The 19,536-nt window shown below is 72.9% G+C and carries 18 protein-coding genes; 5 read left to right on the forward strand and 13 right to left on the reverse strand.

Features of this window, described 5'->3' with window-relative positions:
- Positions 1-7: 7 nt before the first annotated feature.
- From ACFV3E_RS19380 to ACFV3E_RS19400, 5 genes are read right to left on the reverse strand one after another with little or no spacing between them, the layout of a single operon-like run.
- Positions 8-1,621, reverse strand: coding sequence for a glycoside hydrolase family 43 protein (locus tag ACFV3E_RS19380; protein WP_500535718.1), 1,614 nt, complete (start codon positions 1,619-1,621; stop codon positions 8-10).
- Positions 1,618-3,915, reverse strand: coding sequence for a beta-xylosidase/alpha-l-arabinosidase (locus ACFV3E_RS19385; RefSeq protein ID WP_500535822.1), 2,298 nt, complete (start codon positions 3,913-3,915; stop codon positions 1,618-1,620). The genes ACFV3E_RS19380 and ACFV3E_RS19385 overlap by 4 nt, the downstream gene beginning before the upstream one ends.
- 47 nt (positions 3,916-3,962) lie before the next feature.
- Positions 3,963-4,781 carry a carbohydrate ABC transporter permease gene (locus ACFV3E_RS19390; protein ID WP_500363635.1) on the reverse strand — a complete coding sequence of 273 codons (819 nt, stop codon included), beginning with the start codon at positions 4,779-4,781 and terminating at the stop codon, positions 3,963-3,965.
- Complete coding sequence (locus ACFV3E_RS19395; RefSeq protein ID WP_500535719.1) at positions 4,781-5,710, reverse strand: carbohydrate ABC transporter permease; 930 nt, start codon at positions 5,708-5,710, stop codon at positions 4,781-4,783. The genes ACFV3E_RS19390 and ACFV3E_RS19395 overlap by 1 nt, the downstream gene beginning before the upstream one ends.
- 14 nt (positions 5,711-5,724) lie before the next feature.
- A complete protein-coding gene (locus tag ACFV3E_RS19400; protein ID WP_500535720.1) occupies positions 5,725-7,029 on the reverse strand; it encodes an ABC transporter substrate-binding protein in 1,305 nt (434 codons plus the stop codon).
- 140 nt (positions 7,030-7,169) lie between these two features.
- Between ACFV3E_RS19400 and ACFV3E_RS19405 the strand changes: the two genes are divergently transcribed.
- On the forward strand, positions 7,170-8,219 hold the full coding sequence (locus tag ACFV3E_RS19405; protein ID WP_500535721.1) for a LacI family DNA-binding transcriptional regulator: 1,050 nt from the start codon (positions 7,170-7,172) through the stop codon (positions 8,217-8,219).
- Positions 8,220-8,434: 215 nt separating this feature from the next.
- The gene (locus ACFV3E_RS19410) at positions 8,435-8,872 is read left to right on the forward strand and encodes a hypothetical protein (RefSeq protein ID WP_500363638.1); all 438 of its coding nucleotides are present in this window, start codon (positions 8,435-8,437) and stop codon (positions 8,870-8,872) included.
- Between the two features lie 61 nt (positions 8,873-8,933).
- On the opposite strand, the gene ACFV3E_RS19415 is transcribed toward ACFV3E_RS19410, so the two are convergent.
- Positions 8,934-10,112, reverse strand: coding sequence for an acyl-CoA dehydrogenase family protein (locus ACFV3E_RS19415; RefSeq protein ID WP_500535722.1), 1,179 nt, complete (start codon positions 10,110-10,112; stop codon positions 8,934-8,936).
- A gap of 354 nt (positions 10,113-10,466) precedes the next feature.
- Between ACFV3E_RS19415 and ACFV3E_RS19420 the strand changes: the two genes are divergently transcribed.
- Complete coding sequence (locus ACFV3E_RS19420; protein ID WP_500535723.1) at positions 10,467-10,901, forward strand: hypothetical protein; 435 nt, start codon at positions 10,467-10,469, stop codon at positions 10,899-10,901.
- Positions 10,902-11,274: 373 nt separating this feature from the next.
- Complete coding sequence (locus tag ACFV3E_RS19425; protein ID WP_500535724.1) at positions 11,275-11,616, forward strand: snapalysin family zinc-dependent metalloprotease; 342 nt, start codon at positions 11,275-11,277, stop codon at positions 11,614-11,616.
- Positions 11,617-11,705: 89 nt separating this feature from the next.
- Here ACFV3E_RS19425 and ACFV3E_RS19430 read toward each other — a convergent pair whose 3' ends face one another.
- From ACFV3E_RS19430 to ACFV3E_RS19450, 5 genes are all read right to left on the reverse strand, one after another.
- On the reverse strand, positions 11,706-12,080 hold the full coding sequence (locus ACFV3E_RS19430) for a hypothetical protein (protein ID WP_089223338.1): 375 nt from the start codon (positions 12,078-12,080) through the stop codon (positions 11,706-11,708).
- 116 nt (positions 12,081-12,196) lie between these two features.
- Complete coding sequence (locus ACFV3E_RS19435; RefSeq protein ID WP_089223339.1) at positions 12,197-12,589, reverse strand: roadblock/LC7 domain-containing protein; 393 nt, start codon at positions 12,587-12,589, stop codon at positions 12,197-12,199.
- 80 nt (positions 12,590-12,669) lie between these two features.
- A complete protein-coding gene (locus tag ACFV3E_RS19440; RefSeq protein WP_500535725.1) occupies positions 12,670-13,647 on the reverse strand; it encodes a transcriptional regulator in 978 nt (325 codons plus the stop codon).
- Complete coding sequence (locus tag ACFV3E_RS19445) at positions 13,644-14,027, reverse strand: hypothetical protein (RefSeq protein WP_500535726.1); 384 nt, start codon at positions 14,025-14,027, stop codon at positions 13,644-13,646. The genes ACFV3E_RS19440 and ACFV3E_RS19445 overlap by 4 nt, the downstream gene beginning before the upstream one ends.
- A 135-nt stretch (positions 14,028-14,162) precedes the next feature.
- The gene (locus ACFV3E_RS19450) at positions 14,163-15,506 is read right to left on the reverse strand and encodes an aminotransferase-like domain-containing protein (protein WP_500535727.1); all 1,344 of its coding nucleotides are present in this window, start codon (positions 15,504-15,506) and stop codon (positions 14,163-14,165) included.
- A gap of 131 nt (positions 15,507-15,637) precedes the next feature.
- Between ACFV3E_RS19450 and ACFV3E_RS19455 the strand changes: the two genes are divergently transcribed.
- On the forward strand, positions 15,638-16,447 hold the full coding sequence (locus ACFV3E_RS19455) for an alpha/beta fold hydrolase (protein WP_500535728.1): 810 nt from the start codon (positions 15,638-15,640) through the stop codon (positions 16,445-16,447).
- Positions 16,448-16,480: 33 nt separating this feature from the next.
- On the opposite strand, the gene ACFV3E_RS19460 is transcribed toward ACFV3E_RS19455, so the two are convergent.
- Positions 16,481-18,631, reverse strand: a complete 2,151-nt coding sequence (locus ACFV3E_RS19460) for a putative bifunctional diguanylate cyclase/phosphodiesterase (RefSeq protein WP_500535729.1) — start codon at positions 18,629-18,631, stop codon at positions 16,481-16,483.
- Complete coding sequence (locus tag ACFV3E_RS19465) at positions 18,628-19,443, reverse strand: SAM-dependent methyltransferase (protein ID WP_500535730.1); 816 nt, start codon at positions 19,441-19,443, stop codon at positions 18,628-18,630. The genes ACFV3E_RS19460 and ACFV3E_RS19465 overlap by 4 nt, the downstream gene beginning before the upstream one ends.
- Positions 19,444-19,536 lie beyond the last annotated feature (93 nt).

Raw genomic sequence — 19,536 nt, forward strand, 5'->3', positions numbered from 1 at the left:
TCCGTGGTCAGGGGGCGAGAGGCCGGTAGTCGAACCATTCGATGTCGGCGACGGTGGTGGAGGAGGCGCCGTGGGCGGTGGCGTACGGGCCGAGCCAGACGCCGAGGAAGCCGCCCGCGCGGGGCGAGCTGAGGAATCCGCCGTCCACGGAGGTCAGTTCGGCCTCCGCCTCGGGCCCGGCGCCGGCTGGGGCGTAGCGCAGCCCGTAGCGCTGACCCTCGGCGTGGATGTGCAGGACCACCGGGCCCGGGGGCAATGGCGCCTGCGCGACCAGGTGCTGCTCGCCACGGCTGCGGACCGCGGCGAGCACGCGGCGGCCGCCGCGCCCGTCACCGGCCACCGCGAGCACCAGATGGTCCGCCTCGGACTGGCGGACGGCGAGCCCCGCCCACTCCTGCGGCGTCCCGGGCGCCACGTCGAGGAGCGCGGACACGCTGACGTCCTGGTGCTGCTGGCGCCGGCCCAGGAAACAGGGGGTGCCTGTCTCGGCGAGCGTGGAAGGACCGAGCGGCAGCCGGAGCGAGCCGGGACGTCCGGTGAGCGACCAGAAGGGTTCCCCGGTGCGCACCTGGTTCCACCGCGGGTCCAGCCGTGGGCCGTCGAAGTCGTCGCGCACCGGCTCCCGGTGGGGCCTGTCCGAGGACCCGGCGACCGCGGGCGGACGGAACGGGCCGAGCGTGGTGCCGACGCCGGGCGCGAAGAGCGGCCAGCCGTCCTCCCAGCGCACCGGGACGAGGAAGGTCTCCCGCCCTAGGTTGGGGTGGTACCCGCCGTACGGACGGCTGCCCAGCAGCACCGCCCACCACTGCCCCTGCGCCGTGCGCACCAGGTCGGCGTGGCCGACGCCCACGACGGGGAAGTCACGGCCCAGGTGCCGGTGGGTGAACACCGGGTTGGCCGGGTTCCCGGTGTACGGACCGGTGACGTGGTCGGCGCGGGCGACGCTGACGGCGTGCCCGTGCTCGGTGCCGCCCTCCGCCGCCAGCAGGTAGTAGCGGCCGTCCACCGTGTACAGGTGGGGTCCCTCGGCCCACACGGCGCCGCGCAGCGCCCCGCGCCACAGCAGGTGCTCGGGGCCGGTCAGGGTCAGCTGCGCGGCGTCGAACTCCCGCAGCCAGACGTCGGTCTGCCCCTCCCACTCCCCCGGTTCCGCGAGCCGCGTGCCGGTGCACCAGGCGCGGCCGTCGTCGTCGAAGAACAGGGAGGGGTCGATGCCTGGCGCGTCGTCCAGCCACACCGGGTCGCTCCACGGCCCGGCGGGGTCGGTGGCGGTGACGACGAAGGTGCCGCCCCGTCCGCTGCCGCCCACCAGGGTGGTCACGACGTAGAAGCGGCCCTGGTGGTGCCGGATCGTCGCGGCGAAGATCCCCTCGGAGGAGGCGACGGTGCCGAGGTCCACCTGCGAGGGCCGGTCCAGGACGTGCCCGATCGGCCGCCAGTGGACCAGGTCGCGGCTGTGGAACACCGGGATGCCCGGGAAGTACTCGAACGTCGAGGTCACCAGGTAGAAGTCGGCTCCGACCCGGCAGACGCTCGGGTCGGGATGGCAGCCCGGCAGGACGGGGTTGACGACGTTCGCCGTCGACACGGCCGCCTCCCCCGTCCCTTCGGGCAGACTCACCTGGACTCCTCCGGTGCGCCGGTGAGCAGCGCGTGCAGCCGCCGGGTGTGGTCCACCTGCCGTGCCGGGCCGGTGAGTTCGGCCCGTACGGTGAACCGGACGTCGGTGCTGGAGGCCGCGAGCCGCACCTCCAGCTCCCCCGGTTCCACGACGCGGCGGCCGTCCCGGCCGGTGAAGGCGGCGACGTCGGCGGGGACCGTGACGCCGATGCGCCGCGCCTCGCCCGCCTCCAGCGGCACCCGGAGGTAGCCGACGAGCCGCTGCACCGGCTGGACGACGGAGGCGATCGGGTCGTGCAGGTAGACCTGGACGACCTCGCTGCCCGCGCGACCGCCGGTGTTGCGGACGGTGAAGGACAGCTCGACCTCGCCGTCGGTGCCGGTGACGGCCCGGCCGTCGGCGCCGCCGTGCACCTCCGGCGCGGACCACTCGAAGGCCGTGTACGTCAGCCCGTGGCCGAAGCCGAAGGCCGCGGCCGGGTCGATGTTGGAGACCTCGCTGGCCCGCGCGAGCGACGCGGCGAGGTAGGTGGAGGGCTGGACGCCCGGGTGCCGGGGCACGCTCACCGGCAGCCGCCCGGACGGGTTGATCCGCCCGCTCAGCACTCCGGCCAGGGCCGGGGTGCCCTCCTGTCCCGGGAAGAAGGTCTGGACGACGGCCGCGGCCTCGTCCACGGCCCGTCCGAGGGCGTAGGGGCGGCCGGCCAGCAGGGTGAGCACGACGGGCGTCCCCGTGTCGAGGAGCGCGTCGAGCAGCCGCTGCTGCACGCCGGGCAGGGTGAGCGACTCCGCGTCGCAGCCCTCGCCGCTGGTGCCGCGGCCGAAGAGCCCGGCGCGGTCGCCCAGCGCGGCGACCACCACGTCGGCGTCGAGGGCCGCGCGCACGGCCGCCGCGATGCCGGAGACATCGCTGTCATCGACGCCGCAGCCCGCCACGGTCACGATCTCGGAGCCGGGGAACTCCGCCACCAGGGCCTGGCGCAGCGTGGGCAGGTCGATGCCGAGCGGGGTGTCCGGGTGCTGCGCGCCGACGTGCACGGGGAAGGAGTAGCAGCCCAGCACGGCGGTCGGGGTCTCCGCCTGGGGACCGACGAGCGCGATGCGGGCGGGCCGCCCCAGGGGCAGGGTGCCGTCGTTGCTCAGCAGGACGGCGGACCGCTCGGCGAGGCGCCGCGACAGGTCCCGGTGGGCGGTGGAGTTCAGGTCGACCGTGCCGCGCAGGCCCTGCGGGTCGGTGAGGTCGGCCCCGGCGAGCGCGGACGGCACCGGGCTCCACCCGGGGTCGAGCAGGCCGAGCTGCGCCTTCTGGGTCAGGACGCGGCGCAGCGCGCGGTCCACGAGCTTCTCGTCGACCAGGCCCGCGGCGACGGCGTCCCGCAGCGGCTGCCCGAAGGTCTTGACGGTGGGGAGCTCCACGTCCACGCCGGCGTGCAGCGCGGTGCCCGCGGCGTCCGCCCAGTCGGCGGCGACGCCGTGCAGGGTCTTGAGGAAGGCGATCCCGAAGTAGTCGGCGACCACGGTCCCGTCGAAGCCCCAGGCGTCCCGGAGCAGCCCCGTCAGCAGTTCCTCGTCGGCGGCCGAGGGGACGCCGTCGGTGTCGGTGTACGCGTGCATGACGGACCGGACGCCGCTCTCCCGGACCGCCATCTCGAAGGGCGGCAGGACGACGTCCGCGCGCTCCCGCGGGCCCATGCTGACCGGCGCCAGGTTGCGCCCGGCGCGGGAGGCGGAGTAGCCGGCGAAGTGCTTCAGGGTGGCCACGATGCCCGCGGACTCCAGGCCCTGGATGTACGCGGTGGCGATGGTCCCGACGAGGTACGGGTCCTCGCCGATGGTCTCCTCGACCCGGCCCCAGCGCGCGTCGCGCACGACGTCGAGGACCGGGGCCAGACCCTGGTGGACGCCGACCGAGCGCATGTCGCGGCCGATGGCCGCGGCCATCACCCGGACCAGCTCGGGGTCGAAGGAGGCGCCCCAGGACAGCGGGACGGGGTAGGTGGTCGCGCCCCAGGCCGCGAAGCCCGCGAGGCACTCCTCGTGGGCCATGGCCGGGATGCCGAACCGGTTGGCGCCGGCGATCCGTTGCTGGGTGCGCATCAGGGACAGCGCGCCCAGGGCGGGGTCGACGGGGACGGTGCCGAAGGGCCGGGTGAGCTGTCCGAGGCCGTCCGGCAGGAGGTCGTCCAGGCGGGGCGGCTCGTCCATGTCGTGCTGGTGGGGGGCCACTTCGGCGCCCTCGCTGGAGGCGCCGACCCAGACGCCGTAGAGCTGGGCGATCTTCTCGTCCAGGGTCATGTCGCGGATCAGCGCCTCGACGCGGGAGTCGGCGGTCACGTTGTCGTTCACTTTCCTCCGACGCCCATGAGCCCCTGCACGAGGGCACGGCGGGCGAACAGGTAGACGAGCAGGACGGGGATCGTGGACAGCACCACGGCGGCCAGCAGGCCGGGGATGTTGATGCCGTACTGGGTCCGGAAGTTGTAGAGGCCCAGCGTGATCACCTTGGTCTCCTCGGACTGGGTGAGCACGAGGGGGAAGAGGAAGCCGTTCCACGCCTGCAGGGCGGAGAAGACGACGATCGTCGACAGTCCGCTGCCGGACAGCGGCAGGACGAGCTGGAAGAAGGTCCGCCGGACGGAGGCGCCGTCCATGGCCATCGCCTCGAACAGGTCGGAGGTGATGTCGCGCATCGTGCCGGTCAGGATCAGCGTGCACACCGGCAGGCAGAACGCCGCCGTCGGCAGGATGATGCCGATGAGGTTGTCGTAGAGCCCGGCCTTGCTGATGACGTAGAACATCGGGACGATCACGGCCTGCGCGGGGATGGCCAGGCCCAGCAGGAAGAGCCGGAACACCCCGGAGGTGCCGCGGCCCCGGTTGCGGACGATGGTGAACGCCAGCGGCGGCACGAGCAGCAGCACGATGGCCACCACGCTGACCGTGACGACGACCGTGTTGAGGAAGTACTGCCCGAAGCCGTTGCTGAAGTCCTGGACGTAGTTGTCCAGCGTGAAGGAGCGGGGGAAGGCCAGCGGGCCGTTGGCGCTGTACTCGGCGCGCGTCTGCACGGTGGCGCCGAGCATGACGTACAGCGGCAGGCCCACCAGCGCGAGCCACAGCAGGGCGCCCAGGCCCGCCAGGTAGTTGGGGCGGCGCCTCATCAGAGCCCCTCCTTGGTGCCGGCCATCTTGTCGTAGCCGGAGACGCGGACGACGATCAGTGAGATCACGGTGGCGACGACGACGAGCATCAGCGCGACCGCGGCGCCCGCGCCGAAGTCGAACCCCTTGAAGGCCTTGTCGTACATGTAGTAGGCGCTGATGGTGGTGTCGGTGCCGGGGCCGCCCTGGGTGAGGATCAGCACCGTGTCGAAGGTGGTGAGACCGCCGACGATCATCAGGATCATCGAGGTGATGATCGAGTTGCGCAGCTGCGGCAGCGTGATGTGGAAGAACTGCCGTACGGTGCCGGCGCCGTCGATCTGAGCGGCCTGGTAGAGCACCTGCGGGATCGCCCGGGTCGCGCCCTGGTAGATCAGGGCGTGGAACGGGGTGAACTGCCAGGTGCTGACGAACACCAGCACGCCGATCGCGGCGGTCTGCGTGCCGAAGAGGTTGCCGTCGCCGAACAGCCAGCGCGCCTGCGAGGGCACACCGAAGTTCGGGTCGAGCAGCGCGCGCCACAGCACCGACACGGCGGTCGCGGACAGCAGCAGCGGCACGAAGAAGACCGCCGACAGCACGGCGCGGTTGCGCTGGGGACCGGCCGCCCAGACGCCGAGCAGGATGCTCAGCGGGGTCTGGACGACGACGCCCAGCACGGTGAGCAGCACGCTCAGCCAGAGGCTCTTGATCATGACGGGGTCCTGGAAGACCCGGACCCAGGTGTCGAAGCCCGCGAACTCGGGCGAGCCCAGTCCGCTCCAGGTGGTGAAGGAGAGGACCGCGACCAGCACCAGCGGCACGACGGCGAACAGGGCGAAGAAGATCGTGGCGGGGAGCGCCCAGGCGAGGCCCGGCCGGCCGATGGTACGGCCGGCCGGGCGCTGCGTCTGCCGCTTGCCCGTCACGGAGGCAGTGAGGGAGACCATGCGGGACGTCGCTCTCAGGAGGTGGGCAGGGCCTGCATGGCCTTGATGAAGCCGTCCGCGTCGACCTGGCCGTTGAAGAACTGCTGCACGGCCTGGTGGATCGGCGTGATGCCCGACGGCGGGTAGGCCTGGTCCCACGACAGCTGGAACGAGGGCGCCTTCTGGACCAGGTCGAACTGGTACTTCAGGTAGTCCGGGTTGTCGGCCGAGTCGAGGAACTTGGTGGTGTTCGTGGTGGTCGGCAGGTTGCCGATGGCCAGCTGCTGCTTCACGAAGTCGTCGGAGTACATCAGCTTGAGGAAGTCCGCGACGGCTTCCGGGTGCTCGGTCTTCTTCAGCACCGAGTAGAAGTTGTTGGTGTTGCCGACGACGTTCGCGGCGTCACCCTTGCCGCCGGTGACGGTCGGGAAGTTGGTGTAGCCGAGGTCGTTCTTGGCGAAGTCCGGGCTGGCGTCCTGCTGCGTGGAGTACTCCCAGGAGCCCATGAGCTCGAAGCCGGCCTTGCCGCTGGCGAGGAGCTGGGGCGAGCCGCCGTCGGTGAACTTCACCGAGTCGAAGTTGGTGCCGAAGGCGCCGGCGTCGATGAGCTCCTTGAGCATGCCCAGCGCCTTCTTGCTGTCCTCGCTCTCCCAGGCGCTCTTGTCGCCGCCGAGCGCCTTGGTGAACAGCTCCGGACCGGCGACGCGGTCGTAGAGGTACTCGAACCACATCAGCGTCGGCCACTGGTCGCCGCCGCCGAGCGCGATCGGGGTGACGCCCTTGGCCTTGAGCTTCTTGACCGCGTCGATGAGCTCGTCCCAGGTCTGCGGGGGCTGCACGCCGGCGTCCGCGAGGACCTTCTTGTTGTTGAACATCAGCACCGGCTGGGTGCCGCGCATCGGCACGCCGTAGGACTTGCCGTCGACGACCGCGGTGTTGAAGACCGAGGACAGGAAGTTGTCCTTCAGGCCCGGGTCCTTCGTGATGAAGTCGTCGAGCGGGAGCAGCAGACCGGCCTTCACGAACGGCTGGATGCTGCCGCCACCCCAGTTGAAGAAGACGTCGGGGGCCTGCTTGGTGTTGATGACGGTCTGCAGCTTCTGCTGGTAGTCCGCACCGGGGACCGTGTCGAGGACGGCCTTGACCTTCGAGGTCTTGTTGAACTCGGCGACGATCGCCTTCTCCACCTTGTTCGCGGAGTCGCCGTACACGAGGACGTGAATCGTCCCGGAATCGCCTCCCGCGGAGGCGCCATCACCGCCGCAGGCGGTCAGGGTCAGGCCCAGTGCCAGTGTCGCGCCGCCGGCGACGGCACGGGGGAACCACGCACGCTTCTTCATGATCGACCTCTCGAAAGTTTCGGCCGCTTTGCCGAAATTCGCCTGACGACGGACCGTAGGCTCCCCCTTCGCCGGGGTCAACAGCGTGGAATTGACGCGACCAAACCGTTACCGAACGACGGTGCTCTATCCTGTGCCGCATGCGTGATGATGAGACCGAGGGCCGGATCACCCTGGCCGACGTGGCTTCGAAAGCGGGCGTGTCACTTTCGACAGTTTCGAAGGTGCTCAACGGACGTCCCGATGTGGCCGCGCCGACCCGGAGCAAGGTCGAGCGCCTGCTGGAGGCGAACGGCTACCAGCGCCCCTCCCCCACCCAGCCCGAGTCGCGGCTGATCGAGATCGTCTTCCACGAGCTCGAGAGCGTCTGGGCGATGGAGCTCATCCGGGGCGTGGAGAACGTCGCCAAGAGCCGCAACATGAGCGTGGTGCTCACCGAGAGCGGCACCCGCCACGCCCCCGGACCCGAGTGGATCGAGGGCGTGCTGCGCCGCCGGCCGCTCGGCGTGGTCCTGGTCTTCTCCTCGCTGCCCGACGACATCAAGCGCAAGCTGCGCTCACGGGCCATCAACTTCGTGATCATCGACCCGGCCGGCGATCCCGAACCCGACGTCCCGTCCGTGGGCTCGGCGAACTGGGCCGGCGGTGTCGCGGCCACGCGGCACCTCATCGACCTCGGCCACCGCCGCATCGGCATCATCACCGGGCCCGACGACATGCTGTGCTCCCTGGCCCGCCTCGACGGCTTCCGCTCGGCCATGGGCATGGCGGGGCTCAGCGTCGACAACGACCTGATCCGCTACGGGGACTTCCACGTCCAGGGCGGGCACGACGGGGCCATCGCCCTGCTGGAGCGGCCCGACCCGCCGACCGCCATCTTCGCCGGCAGCGACCTGCAGGCGCTCGGCGTCCTGGAGGCGGCCCGGGTCAAGGGCCTGCAGGTGCCGCGCGACCTGTCCGTGGTGGGCTACGACGACATCCCGCTCGCCCAGTGGGCGAGCCCGTCGCTCACCACCGTCAACCAGCCGCTGGTCGAGATGGCCGAGGAGGCCGCCCGGATGCTGCTCCGGCTGTCCCAGCCCGACGAGGTCGGCGACAAGAGCAACACCCGTATGGAGCTGGGCGTCAGACTGGTCGTCAGGAAGAGCACGGCACCACCGCGCGACGCCGGGGCGACGCGCGGGGACTGACCACAGGAAGGGCGCGGAGCGGGCGCACTGCATCGTCGGCGGGGGCGCGGGACACCCTCGCGGAGGGCTGTGTGACGAAGGCCACACCCGATGTCAACGCCTTTCGGAGTGGCGGTGATTACCGCGGGCGGGTGGCGGGAAATGCTCGCTATGGCCGAGGCCGAGAGCCCGGTCTGCCCCGCTGGTGGGCGTTCTTCTGAGGGGGAGATGCACCCATGCGCACCCATGCACGACACAGCCGCGGCGAACGCACGCTGGTGGCGCTCGAGGAGGAGCACGAACGTCGCGAGCCGTTCGAGCTGCTGACGGCGGACGACGCCGAAGACGCCTTCGACGACGAAGGCTTTGAGATCTTCCGGGTGCACTGCCCCGACTGTGCCCGCCCGATCGCGCTCTTCACCGACGAGGACGTCCTGCCCCAGCACGCGCTGTGCGCCTCGCCCTGGAACCCCTTCGGGCTGACGGTCTGCCCCGGCTCGGGGCGTGCCACCGCCGAGGCCTCGCCGGCCCCCGGCGACGCCCGGGACGACGACACGGAGTGGGGCGCGCTGCTGACCCTCCCCGCCGGGCTGGACTGGCGCACGCAGCCGTTCTCCCACGTGGGCGGACCCGGTTCGCGGCCGATCCGCGTGCCGTTCCAGCGCGCGGCCTGACCCGCGCCCACCGTACGCACGGTGCCGCGCCGCCCCCGCCGGGCGGCGCGGCACGACCGTCTCAGCGCTCCTTGCTCTCCGGCCCCGCGAGGCTGCGGGCGATCACCATGCGCTGGATCTGGTTGGTGCCCTCGACGATCTGCAGCACCTTGGCCTCGCGCATGTACCGCTCGACGGGGAAGTCGGCGGTGTAGCCGTAGCCCCCGAGCAGCTGCACCGCGTCCGTGGTCACCTGCATCGCGGCGTCCGTGCAGAACAGCTTGGCCATGGCCGCCTGCCGGGTGAACGGCCGGCCCGCGTCCCGCAGCCGGGCCGCCGCGAGGTACAGCGCCCGGCCGGCCTCGATCTTGGTGGCCATGTCGGCGATCATGAAGCGCAGCCCCTGGAAGTCCACGACGGGGCGGCCGAACTGCTGCCGGGTCATCCCGTACGCGAGCGCCTCGTCGAGCGCGGCCTGGGCGACGCCGATGGCGCAGGCGGCGATGCCGAGGCGGCCGGAGTCGAGCGCGGCCAGCGCGATGGTGAAGCCCTGGCCCTCGTCGCCGACGCGGCGGCTGTCGGGGACGGTCACGCCGTCGAAGTGGACCTGGGCCGTGGGCGACCCCTTCATGCCCATCTTCTTCTCCGGGACCGCCGCGGTCAGGCCCTCCGCGTCGCCGGGCACCAGGTACGCGGTGATGCCGCGCGGGCCCTCGGCGCCGCTTCGGGCGAGCACCGTGTAGAAGTCCGCGACCCCGCCGTGGGTGATCCACGCCTTGGTGCCTTCGATCCGCCACGCGTCGCCCTCGCGGGTGGCACGGGTCCGCAGGGACGCGGCGTCGGAGCCGGAGGCGGGCTCGGAAAGGCTGTAGGCACCGAGCAGGGAGCCGCCGAGCATGGCCGGCAGGTGCTCGGTGCGCTGCTCCTTGCTGCCGAACTGGGCGACCGCGTGGCAGGCCAGGGTGTGCACGCTCACCCCGAGACCGACGGTCAGGCGCGCCGCCGCCAGTTCCTCCAGGACCTGCAGGTAGACCTCGTACGGCTGGCCACCGCCGCCGTACTCCTCCGGGTAGGGCAGTCCGAGCAGCCCCGCCTCGCCGATGAGGCGGAAGACCTCGCGCGGGAAGACGCCCGCGTCCTCCTGCTCGGCCGCCTTGGGCTTGATCTCCCGCTGGGCCAGCTCGCGTACGAGCGCGAGCAGGTCGCGGGCCTCCTCGGTGGGAAGCTGTCGGTCCACCGGCTGAAGGCCGTCGTGGGACATGGCGGCACTCTCCTCCCTGTCGGGCGCTGCGGCGGCGTCCGCACAGGGTGTGGCGGCGCTACCGGGTTGTCGACCGTAGACCGATGGTCTCCTGCCGGGTCACGGCATGGTCCGACCTGCGGCTTCGGCGCGTTGGAGTATGCCCGATCGGAGGTGTCGGAGTCACGGGGTGCCAGGCCCTCCGGAGCGTGCGGCGGCGGATTTTTTCATACCGCGCGCCCGTGGGCGGGCTTTTCGCAAGGCTGTACGGGTCATGGGGCCGTTCGGGTTAGCGTCGTCCCGCGCGCGGTGCGCGTGCGGGGCGTGTGCGGGGCGTGTGCCGCCCGCGCCAGGAGTCGAGGAAAGGTGATGCCGGTGTCCGTGTTCCGTTCGTGGGGCCCGAGGGTGGCCGCGGTGGCGGTCGTCGCGTTGGCGGTGGCGGGCTGCGGCGGCCAGGACACGGATGCGGCGGGCGGTCCGGTCGCCCTGGAGCGGATCGGCGAGGCCGTCGGGTGCACCCCGCAGCTGCAGACCGACGTGGAGGAACTGCGCCAGGGGGCGTGCACGACGGCACGCGGTGCCTATGTGATGCTCACCTTCGCCAGCGAGGCCGGCCAGAAGTCGTGGCTGGAGGAGGCGGAGCCGTACGGCGGCTCCTACCTGATCGGGGAGCGCTGGGTGGTGGAGGCGGATCCCGAGGCGCTGGCGCCGGTGCGCGAGAAGCTGGGCGGCAGGGTCGAGGAGGGGGCGCACCACGGCGGGCACTCCGCCGCGTCGCCCTCGGCACCCGCGTCCGCCACGAGCCGGTAGCGGGCCGCGAGGGCCCCGCCCCGTCGCCCTCCGCGAGGGCTACCGCCGGTCGGACCGCACCGTCACGTCCCGAACATCAGCGACGTGACGTGCACCGACGGCCAAGGCCTACTCGAGGCGTGTGCGCGACGTGCCGACCGGCGGGACGGGCACGCACCCGCCCCCAGGACGAAGGAGGCTCGCCGCCCCGTATCCCCCGCCTCCGGCGCCGCTCGGTGCTGATGGCCGTGGCGGCCGCGGGCGCGGTCGGCGCGCTCGTGTCGCCGGGTGCCCACGCGGCGGTGCCCGCACCGGTGACCGTCACCTACGACGCCCGGCGGCGGGCGAGTTCACCGGCGCGGTTGCCGGCGCCGTCGCGGCGTGGACCCAGGCGGTGGACAACGTGACCTTCGTGCCGGTGGCGCCCGGCCGGGTCGCGGACGTCACCATCGTCGCCTTCGACGGCCGGCCCTACGCGGAACAGGAGGAACCCGGCCGCGGCACCGTCCACATCGGCCGCCGGGCGGTGGACGAGGGCTACGACCCGACGCGGATCGCGACGCACGAGCCGTGCCACATCCTCGGTCTCGACGACAAGAAGCCCGGGCCCTGCTCCAGCCTGATGTCGGGGAGCACGGCCGGCACCTCGTGCCGCAGCCTCCAGCCGGACGAGGCCGAACGGAGCACCGTGGAGCGCTTGCTCGCCGCACGCCCGCCGGTCGCCGAGGCCGCGTGACCCCGGTCCGGGCAGGGCGGGGCCCGGCACACGTCGGCCTGCGCCTCATGTGCCGGGCCGCCCTCGGCCGCGGGCTCGCGGGGGGCGGGTCAGACCTCCAGGTCGGCTTCGATGCGCCTGAGCTGGTGGCGGGCCATCGCCAGGTTCGCCCGGTCCTTGTCCAGCGCGACGTAGAGGAACAGCCCCTTGCCCGAGCGGCCGGTCAGCAGCCGGATCATGTGGATCTGGGTGTTGAGCGTGATCAGGATGTCCTCGATGTGCTCCTTGAGGTTGAGCATCTCCATGGTGCGCATCTTGGCGCGGACCACGTCGGTGTTGCCCGCTGCCGCGACGGTCAGGTCGAGGTCCTTGGAGCCCCCGAGGGTGCCCAGGGCCATGCCGCTGCCGTAGTCCACGAGAGCGACGCCCAGGACGCCCTCGATCGACGTCATGACATCCTTCAGCGCGGTCTCGGTGTTGGCCATTGCGGTCTCACTTCCTTGTCGTTGCGTTCTCTGACGTGACGAATGCCTGGGTCCGGTAACGGCGCGGCCGCGTGCGGTGCCCGACGGCTTGTCGGCTGATGAGCTGGGTCCTACGGTCATTTCCGCTCCTGACGTTGGAGCGCGAGGTCGACGAGATCCTCGATCCGTCGGCTGGATCGGCGTGCCTCCAGGTGCAGGCGGCCCACGTTGGAGCCGGGTCCCGCCACCAGGGCGAGGGCCATGGCCCCGCCGGCGGCGTAGGCGGCGATGTACCCGCGGTCGCCCCTGACGAGCAGTTCCCGGAAGCCGCCGCATTCGGTGGCCTCCGTGATGCGGGCCGCCACGCCCAGTGCCGCGGCGGTCAGCGCGGCGACCCCCTCCGGTTCCGGCCCGCTCAGGTCGTGCGCGACGACCAGGCCGTCGACGCTGGCGACGAGCCCGCCCGTCAGGTGCGGCACCCTCGCCCGCAGGCTCCGGAGTTCGGCCAGTACATCGGCTTCGAGTGCCACCAGCTGTCTCCTTCCGGCGAGCTGCCGCAGAGCCTTCCTCCACGGTCGTTCGGCGGGCGCCGGGCGGGTCGGCAGGGCGCTCACAGGCGGGCCTCCAGGGCGGCACGAAGTCGTAGCAACAGGGCGACTGAGGGATCGGAGGACGACAGGACCGCCGGCTGCGGTCCGCCGTGGGCGAAGGGCGCGGGCGCCACCGGTGGCAGCGGCGCGGGCGGCACCGGAGCGGGCGGCACGGGCACCGACACGGGCGCTGGGCGCGCCGGAGCCGCGGGTGCCTGGGCGCGGACCGGCATGCTGATCCGGCCGGTCGCGGCCAGCCGACGGACGTCCAGCAGGGTCGCGAAGGCGGAACGTCCCAGGTGCCAGGCGATCTGGACCGGCGTACGGGATCCGTCCGCCGCCGCCAGCACCGCCAATTGGGCGGGCGTGGGGGCCCTGGCCCGGCCGCCCCGCGCTTCGTCCTCGGAGCGGGGGACGACGGGGCCGGCGTCGGTGTCGTCCCACGGCCAGGCCCGCTCCAGTTGCGCGCGGCGCCGCTGCGCCTCCCTGGCCACGCGCTGGGCGGGGACCGGCCGGGAGATGGGACCCAGCCGGGAGGTGGCACCCGGCTGGAACCGGTCGGGTTCCGAGTCGGGCAGCAGGGTGAAGTAGGCGGCGTCGAAGAGCGCCAGCAGGTGGCACAGCTCGAGCTCCCCGCGGGCCACCCGCCCGGTGTCGACGAGGTGCCCGCCGACGCCGCGCTCGGCGCTCGCGGTGGTGACCGCCTCGCGCCACTGGTCCGGGGAGAGCAGCCCGCAGGCCATGAGCCGTACCCCGAGGTCGGGGGCGCAGGGGCTCTCGGCGTGGACGATCGCCCCGTCGCGCAGGTAGACCGCCCCCGCCGATCCGTACAGCGCCCCGCTGGCCCTCGCCTCCGCGAGCCGGGCCAGTGCGGCGGTGTAGGCGTACGCGCCCACCACCCCGGCGCGGACCTGGGCCGGCGCGCCACCGCGCGCCGGAATGCGCCGGGGCAGACCGCGCACGGCGAGTGCCGGCCGCCCCGCCTCCGTGCCCGTCATACGAGCACCAGCCGCTCGGCGATGGACTGCAGCCCGAGCCGGGCGACGGCCAGGTTGGCCATCGACCGGTCCAGCCACAGGTAGAGGATGACGTCGCTGTCGAAGGAGGTGTCGAGGAAGCGGATGAGGTGGTAACTCCCCGGGGCGGTGATGATGATGTCCTCGACCGGCACCCTTCCGGACTCCTTCGCGGTGAAGGTGCCGCCCTCCACGACCGCCCGCGCCGCCTCGGTGGTGTCCGCGGCGGCCGCCTCGTGACCGTTTCCCGGCTCCTGCCCGACCGCCCCGAGGAGCAGGCCGCTGCTCCAGTCGACCACGCTCGCCCCGAGCACACCGGGAATCGCCAGCGCCTCGGAAAGGCACTCGTCTATGCCGGGCACGCGCACCCCTTCGCCGCCACTTCTGGTATACGGAACAGCACGGAACGTTACTCATCCCGTACGCGAAAAAGGTGAGTTGGGGCATTTTCCGGAGGCATGTGCGGGCGACTCGCTAGGATTCGCCGCCCCTTGTGATCAGTCGGCGCAATTGTCCTCCGGACCGCCCCTGGCGATCCGCGCGAGGACGCCCAGCGCGTCGCCCAGGACCTGCGGGGACGGCGAGGCGAGGCCGATCCGTACGGCGTGCGGCGCGCTGCCGCGGCCCGCGGCGAAGGCGGCCGCGGGGGTGACGGCGATGCCCTGACGAGCGGCGGCCGCGACGAAGGTGTCGGCGCGCCAGGGCCCGGGCAGCCGCCACCAGCAGAAGCAGGCACGCGGATCCGCCGTGACCGAGAACCCGGCGAGGCGCTCGGCGGCTATGCGGGCCCGCGCGGCCGCGTCACGCCGCTTGGCCGCCACCACCGCGTCCACGGCGCCGTCGGCGATCCACCGGCAGGCGGCGGCCAGCGCGAAACCGGAGGCCGCCGTGCCCGCCGAGCGCAAGGCCGCGGAGACCGGGGCGGATAGCTCCCGCGGAGTGAGCACGACGCCGGCGGTGAGCCCGGGGGCGAGCCGCTTGGAGAGGCTGTCGACCAGGACCACGCGGTCCGGGCCGTACGCCGCGAGCGGCGGCGGGGCGTCCGCGGCGAGGAATCCCCAGACGGCGTCCTCGACGGCGTGCAGGCCCAGCCGGCCGAGGGTGTCGGCGAGTTCGGCCCGGCGGCCCTCCGGCATGGTGACGCCGAGCGGATTGTGCAGGGTGGGCTGGGTGTAGAGCGCGTGCAGCGGGGCGGCCCGGTGGAGTTCCGCGAGGGCGTCGGGACGCATCCCGTGCTCGTCGCAGGCGACGGGGACGAGCGCGATCCCGAGCCGCGTGGCGAGCGCCTTGACCACGGGGTAGGTGAGCGCCTCCACGGCGAGCCGGCCGCCGGGCGGGACGAGCGCGGCCAGGGCGGCGGCGATGGCCTGGCGTCCGTTGCCCGCGAAGAGCAGCCGCCCGGGGTCGGGGCGTGGGCCGGTACGGGCGAGCAGTTCGGCGAAGGCGTCGCGCGCGGCCGGGGTGCCCGCGGCGGTCAGCGGACGCAGCGCGGCGCCGAGGACGTCGGGGCGCTGCAGCGCGGCGAGCCCGGGGGCGAGCAGCCGCGACTGGCCCTCGGCGACGGGGTGGTTCAGCTCCAGGTCGATCCGCTGGGGTGCAGGCTCGGCGAGGGCGGGTCCCGTGGCGGGTGGTGCGGCACGCACGAAGGTGCCGCGTCCCACCTCGCCCACGACCAGGCCGCGGCGGGCGAGTTCGGCGTAGACGCGGATCGCCGTGGAGTTGGCGATGCCGTGCGCCCGCGCGAAGGTCCGCTGCGGTACGAGCCGGTCGCCGGGGCGCAGCCGCCCGGCGGCGATGTCGGCCGCCACGGCGTCGGCGACCGTGCGGTAGTCGTCCCTCACTGTTCCCCCTTTGAAGCGATTCCCCTATTGCACCGAGAGCAAAGATGCTATTGCACCGAGCGGGGAGGGGAACCTAGCATCGCGGTCAACTCCCCTGCGGGACGGGGAGCATGCGCGACGAGGAGATCCCCTTGACGACGGCATCGGTCAACGGCGTCACACTGGCGTACGACGACGAGGGGGTCGGGCCCGGCACCCCCCTGGTGCTGGTGCACGGCCATCCCTTCGACCGCTCGATGTGGGCCCCGCAGGTCCCCGCGGCGGCGGCCGGCCGCAGGGTGGTCGTGCCGGACCTGCGCGGCTACGGCGCGAGCGAGGTGGTCCCGGGGGTCACCCCGCTGGAGACCTTCGCGCGCGACATCGCCGCCCTGATGGACCACCTGGGCGTACCGGAGGCCGTCGTCGGCGGGCTGTCGATGGGCGGTCAGATCGTCATGGAGTTCCAGCGGCTGTTCCCCGGCCGGGTGGCCGGGCTCGTGCTCGCCGACACCTTCCCCGGCGCCGAGACGGAGGAGGGGCGGCGGGCCCGGGACGCGATGGCCGAGCGGCTGTCGGCCGAGGGGATGGCCGGCTACGCCGGCGAGGTGCTCGACCGGATGATCACGCCCCGCAACGTGACCGCGCTCCCCGAAGTGGCCGCGCACGTGCTGCGGATGATGCGCGGCACCTCCCCCGAGGGCGCCGCGGCGGCCCTGCGCGGCCGGGCCCAGCGGCCCGACTACGGGGCCGTGCTGACCGCGGTCCGGGTGCCCACGCTGATCGTGGTCGGCCGGGACGACGTGTACACCCCCGTCGCCGAGGCCGAGGCCATGCACGCGGCCGTCCGCGGCTCGCGGCTCGTGGTCGTCGAGGGCGCCGGGCACCTGCCGAACCTGGAGCGGCCCGAGGAGTTCAACGACGCTCTGCGGCGGTTCCTCGACGTCCTCGACGTGCGCCCCTGAGCCGGTGGACGCCGCCGTGCCCCGCCCGTGTGCTCAGGGCGTGGTGTCGACCAGCGAGAGCGAGTGGAGGCGGTCCGGCGGGCCGGGCCTCGCGTAGTACCAGCCCTGCGCGGTGTCGCAGCCCAGCGCCCGCAGGTGCTCGGCCTGGGTGCCGGTCTCGACGCCCTCCACCGTCACCGACAGCCCGAGGGTGTGCGCCAGGTCGACGACGATCTCCACGATCTTCACGTCCACCGGGTCGGCCTGCTGCTGCTGCATCCCGCGGGTGAAGGAGCGGTCGAGCTTGAGCGTGGTGATGGGCAGCCGGCGCAGCGAGGCGAGGTTGGAGTAGCCGGTGCCGAAGTCGTCGAGGGCGATGGCCATACCGAGTTCGGCGAACTCCCGCAACGGGCGCAGCAGTTCCTCGTCGGCGCCGATGAAGGCGCTCTCGGTGACCTCCAGGCACAGAGCGGTCGGCTCCAGCCCGACGTCCTTGATCACCGCGAGGGTCTCCGGGACGAGGCCGGGGTGGGCGAGCTGGGCCGGGGAGAGGTTGACGTTGATCCGCAGCGGGTGGCCGTCGCTGCGCGGGAACTGCCAGTCCCGGGCCTGCCAGGCGGCCTGCTGCAGCACCCAGTGGCCGAGCGGCACGATCAGCCCGGTGCTCTCGGCGAGCGGGATGAACTGGTCGGGACCGAGGATCCCGTGCACCGGATGGCACCAGCGCACCAGTGCCTCCGCGCCGCGGACGCTGCCGTCGCCGAGCCGTACCAGCGGCTGGTACTCGATGAAGAACTCGCCGCGCTCCAGGGCCGTCGGCAGCCGGTTGGTCAGCCCGTGCCGGGTGATGGCGCGCGCGTCGGAGTCGGGGTCGGCCAGCTCGAAGCGGTTCCCGCCCGCGGCCTTGGCCCGGTACATCGTGATGTCGGCGCTGCGCAGCACCTCGGCGGGGCCCAGGGAGCCGGCCTGGCCCTCGACGATGCCGATGCTGCACCGCACGGACAGCTCGCGGCCGTCCACCCGGATCGGGTCGGCCAGCGCGGCCAGGATCAGGTCGGCGAGGCCGGTGATGTCCGCGCGGCTGGCGGGGTTCACGACCAGTGCGGCGAACTCGTCGCCGCCGATGCGGGCCACCAGCTGGTCGGGCGAGGTGACGCAGGCCTGGAGGCGTTCGGCGACGGCGACCAGGAGCCGGTCGCCGATGGCGTGGCCGAGGCTGTCGTTGACGTCCTTGAAGCCGTCCAGGTCCAGGTAGCAGACGCCGACGCCCACGCCCTCGGGGCCGTTCAGCGTCTGCTCCAGACGCTCGAAGAAGAGGTTGCGGTTGGCCAGGCCGGTGAGCGCGTCGTGGGTCGCCTCGTACCGCAGCCGCTCGCTGAGCAGGCGCTCCTCGGTGATGTCCTCCATCAGCGCGAGCATGTACTGCGGGGTCCCGCCGGCGTCGCGCAACAGGGAGACCGTCAGGTTGGTCCACAGCGCGGTGCCGTCGGGCCGGTAGTAGGCCTTCTCGATGCGGTAGTGGTCGCGCTCGCCCCGGTTGAGCTGGCGCTGCATCTCCCAGACCTCGGGGGCGTCGTCGGGGTGCGCCCAGTCGTAGACGTTCCTGCTGCGGATGTGGCGTTCCAGGCCGCCGAACATCGTGGTGAGGGCGGCGTTGACGTCCAGGACGCGGCCGTCCATGTCGGCGATGCCGATGCCTATGGACGCGTCCTGGAAGACGGCCCGGAAACGGACCTCGCTCTCGTGCAGGGCCTGCTCGGTGGCGGCCCGGGCGGCGAGCGCCGCCTTGGAGAGGGCCTCCTGCTCGGTCCGCGTGCGTTCCTGCAGGGCGCGGGCGTACCCGGCGGCCACCCAGTGCTGGAGGCGGTTGCAGCGGGTGCGGCCGTCCTCGGGGAACAGGGCGGGGCCGGGCGGGCAGTACAGCAGCAGGTAGGCGTCGACGACGTCGAGGATGCGGGGCAGCGCCTCGGGGTCGGTGCAGTGCGCGGCCACGAGCGCGGCGCCGACCTCCGCGGCCGGGCGGGGGTCGAAGGGCTGCGCGCGCAGCGTGGCGTCCAGAAGCGCGGCGAGCGGGAGCAGGTACTCCTCGAACTCGCCGCGAGTCATGGAGGTGGCGGTGGCCGGGTAGATCGCCCGGCTCCAGATGACCGCGAAGCGCCGCAGGCTGTCGGCGGGCTCCGGGCCGGGCTCCCTGCTCACGGTCACGCCTTGCGGCCGACGCCCGCGTACCCGCTGAAGACGACCGGGTCGAGCTCGTCGTCGTCCGCGCCGTCGGGGCGCCACAACGGCGCGGAGACCAGGCCGGGTTCGACGAGGTCGAAGCCGTCGAAGAAGCGCTCGACCTCGGCCCGCGACCGCATGATCAGCGGCGAGCTCGCGCTGCGGTAGACGTTCTCGACCCGCTCCCCCTCCTCGGGTCTGCGCGGGCCTCCCTCGACCGAGGCGTGGGTGACGACCAGCAGGCTGCCGGGGGCGATGGCGTCGCGCAGTTCGGCCACGGCCTTGGCCGGTTCGTCGGCGTCCTCGAGGAAGTGCAGGACCGCGACGAGCAGCAGCGCGACCGGGCGCTCCAGGTCGATGAGCCCGCGCACCTGCGCGCTGTCCAGGATGTCACGGGGCGAGCGCAGGTCGGCGGCGACGATGGCGGCGTTCTCGTGGCCCTCCAGCACGGCACGGCTGTGGGCGACGGCGACCGGGTCGTGGTCGACGTAGACGACGTGTGCGCCGGGACTGGCGGTCTGGGCGACCTCGTGGACGTTGCCGAAGGTGGGGATGCCGGAGCCGATGTCGAGGAACTGGGTGATGCCCTGGTCGACGGAGTAACGCACGGCCCTGCGCATGAACGCCCGGTTGGCCTGCATGATCTTCGGCAGCCCCGGGAAGGCCTCGATGGCCCGCCGTCCCGCCTCCCGGTCGACCTCGAAGTTGTGCGAGCCGCCCAGGTAGTAGTCGTAGATGCGGGACACGCTCGGCACGGAAAGATCGATCCCCTGGGGGGCCCAGGCAGGACGCTCCATCAACGGCTCCAGCTCGTCGGCGATCAGGGTGCGTGGTCGTGGACACGACCATGTGCGAGAGAGGCTACTGATCGACCGTTCGAGAGGACACAA

The sequence above is a fragment of the Streptomyces sp. NPDC059718 genome (genome assembly GCF_042733315.1).
GTDB lineage: Bacteria > Actinomycetota > Actinomycetes > Streptomycetales > Streptomycetaceae > Actinacidiphila.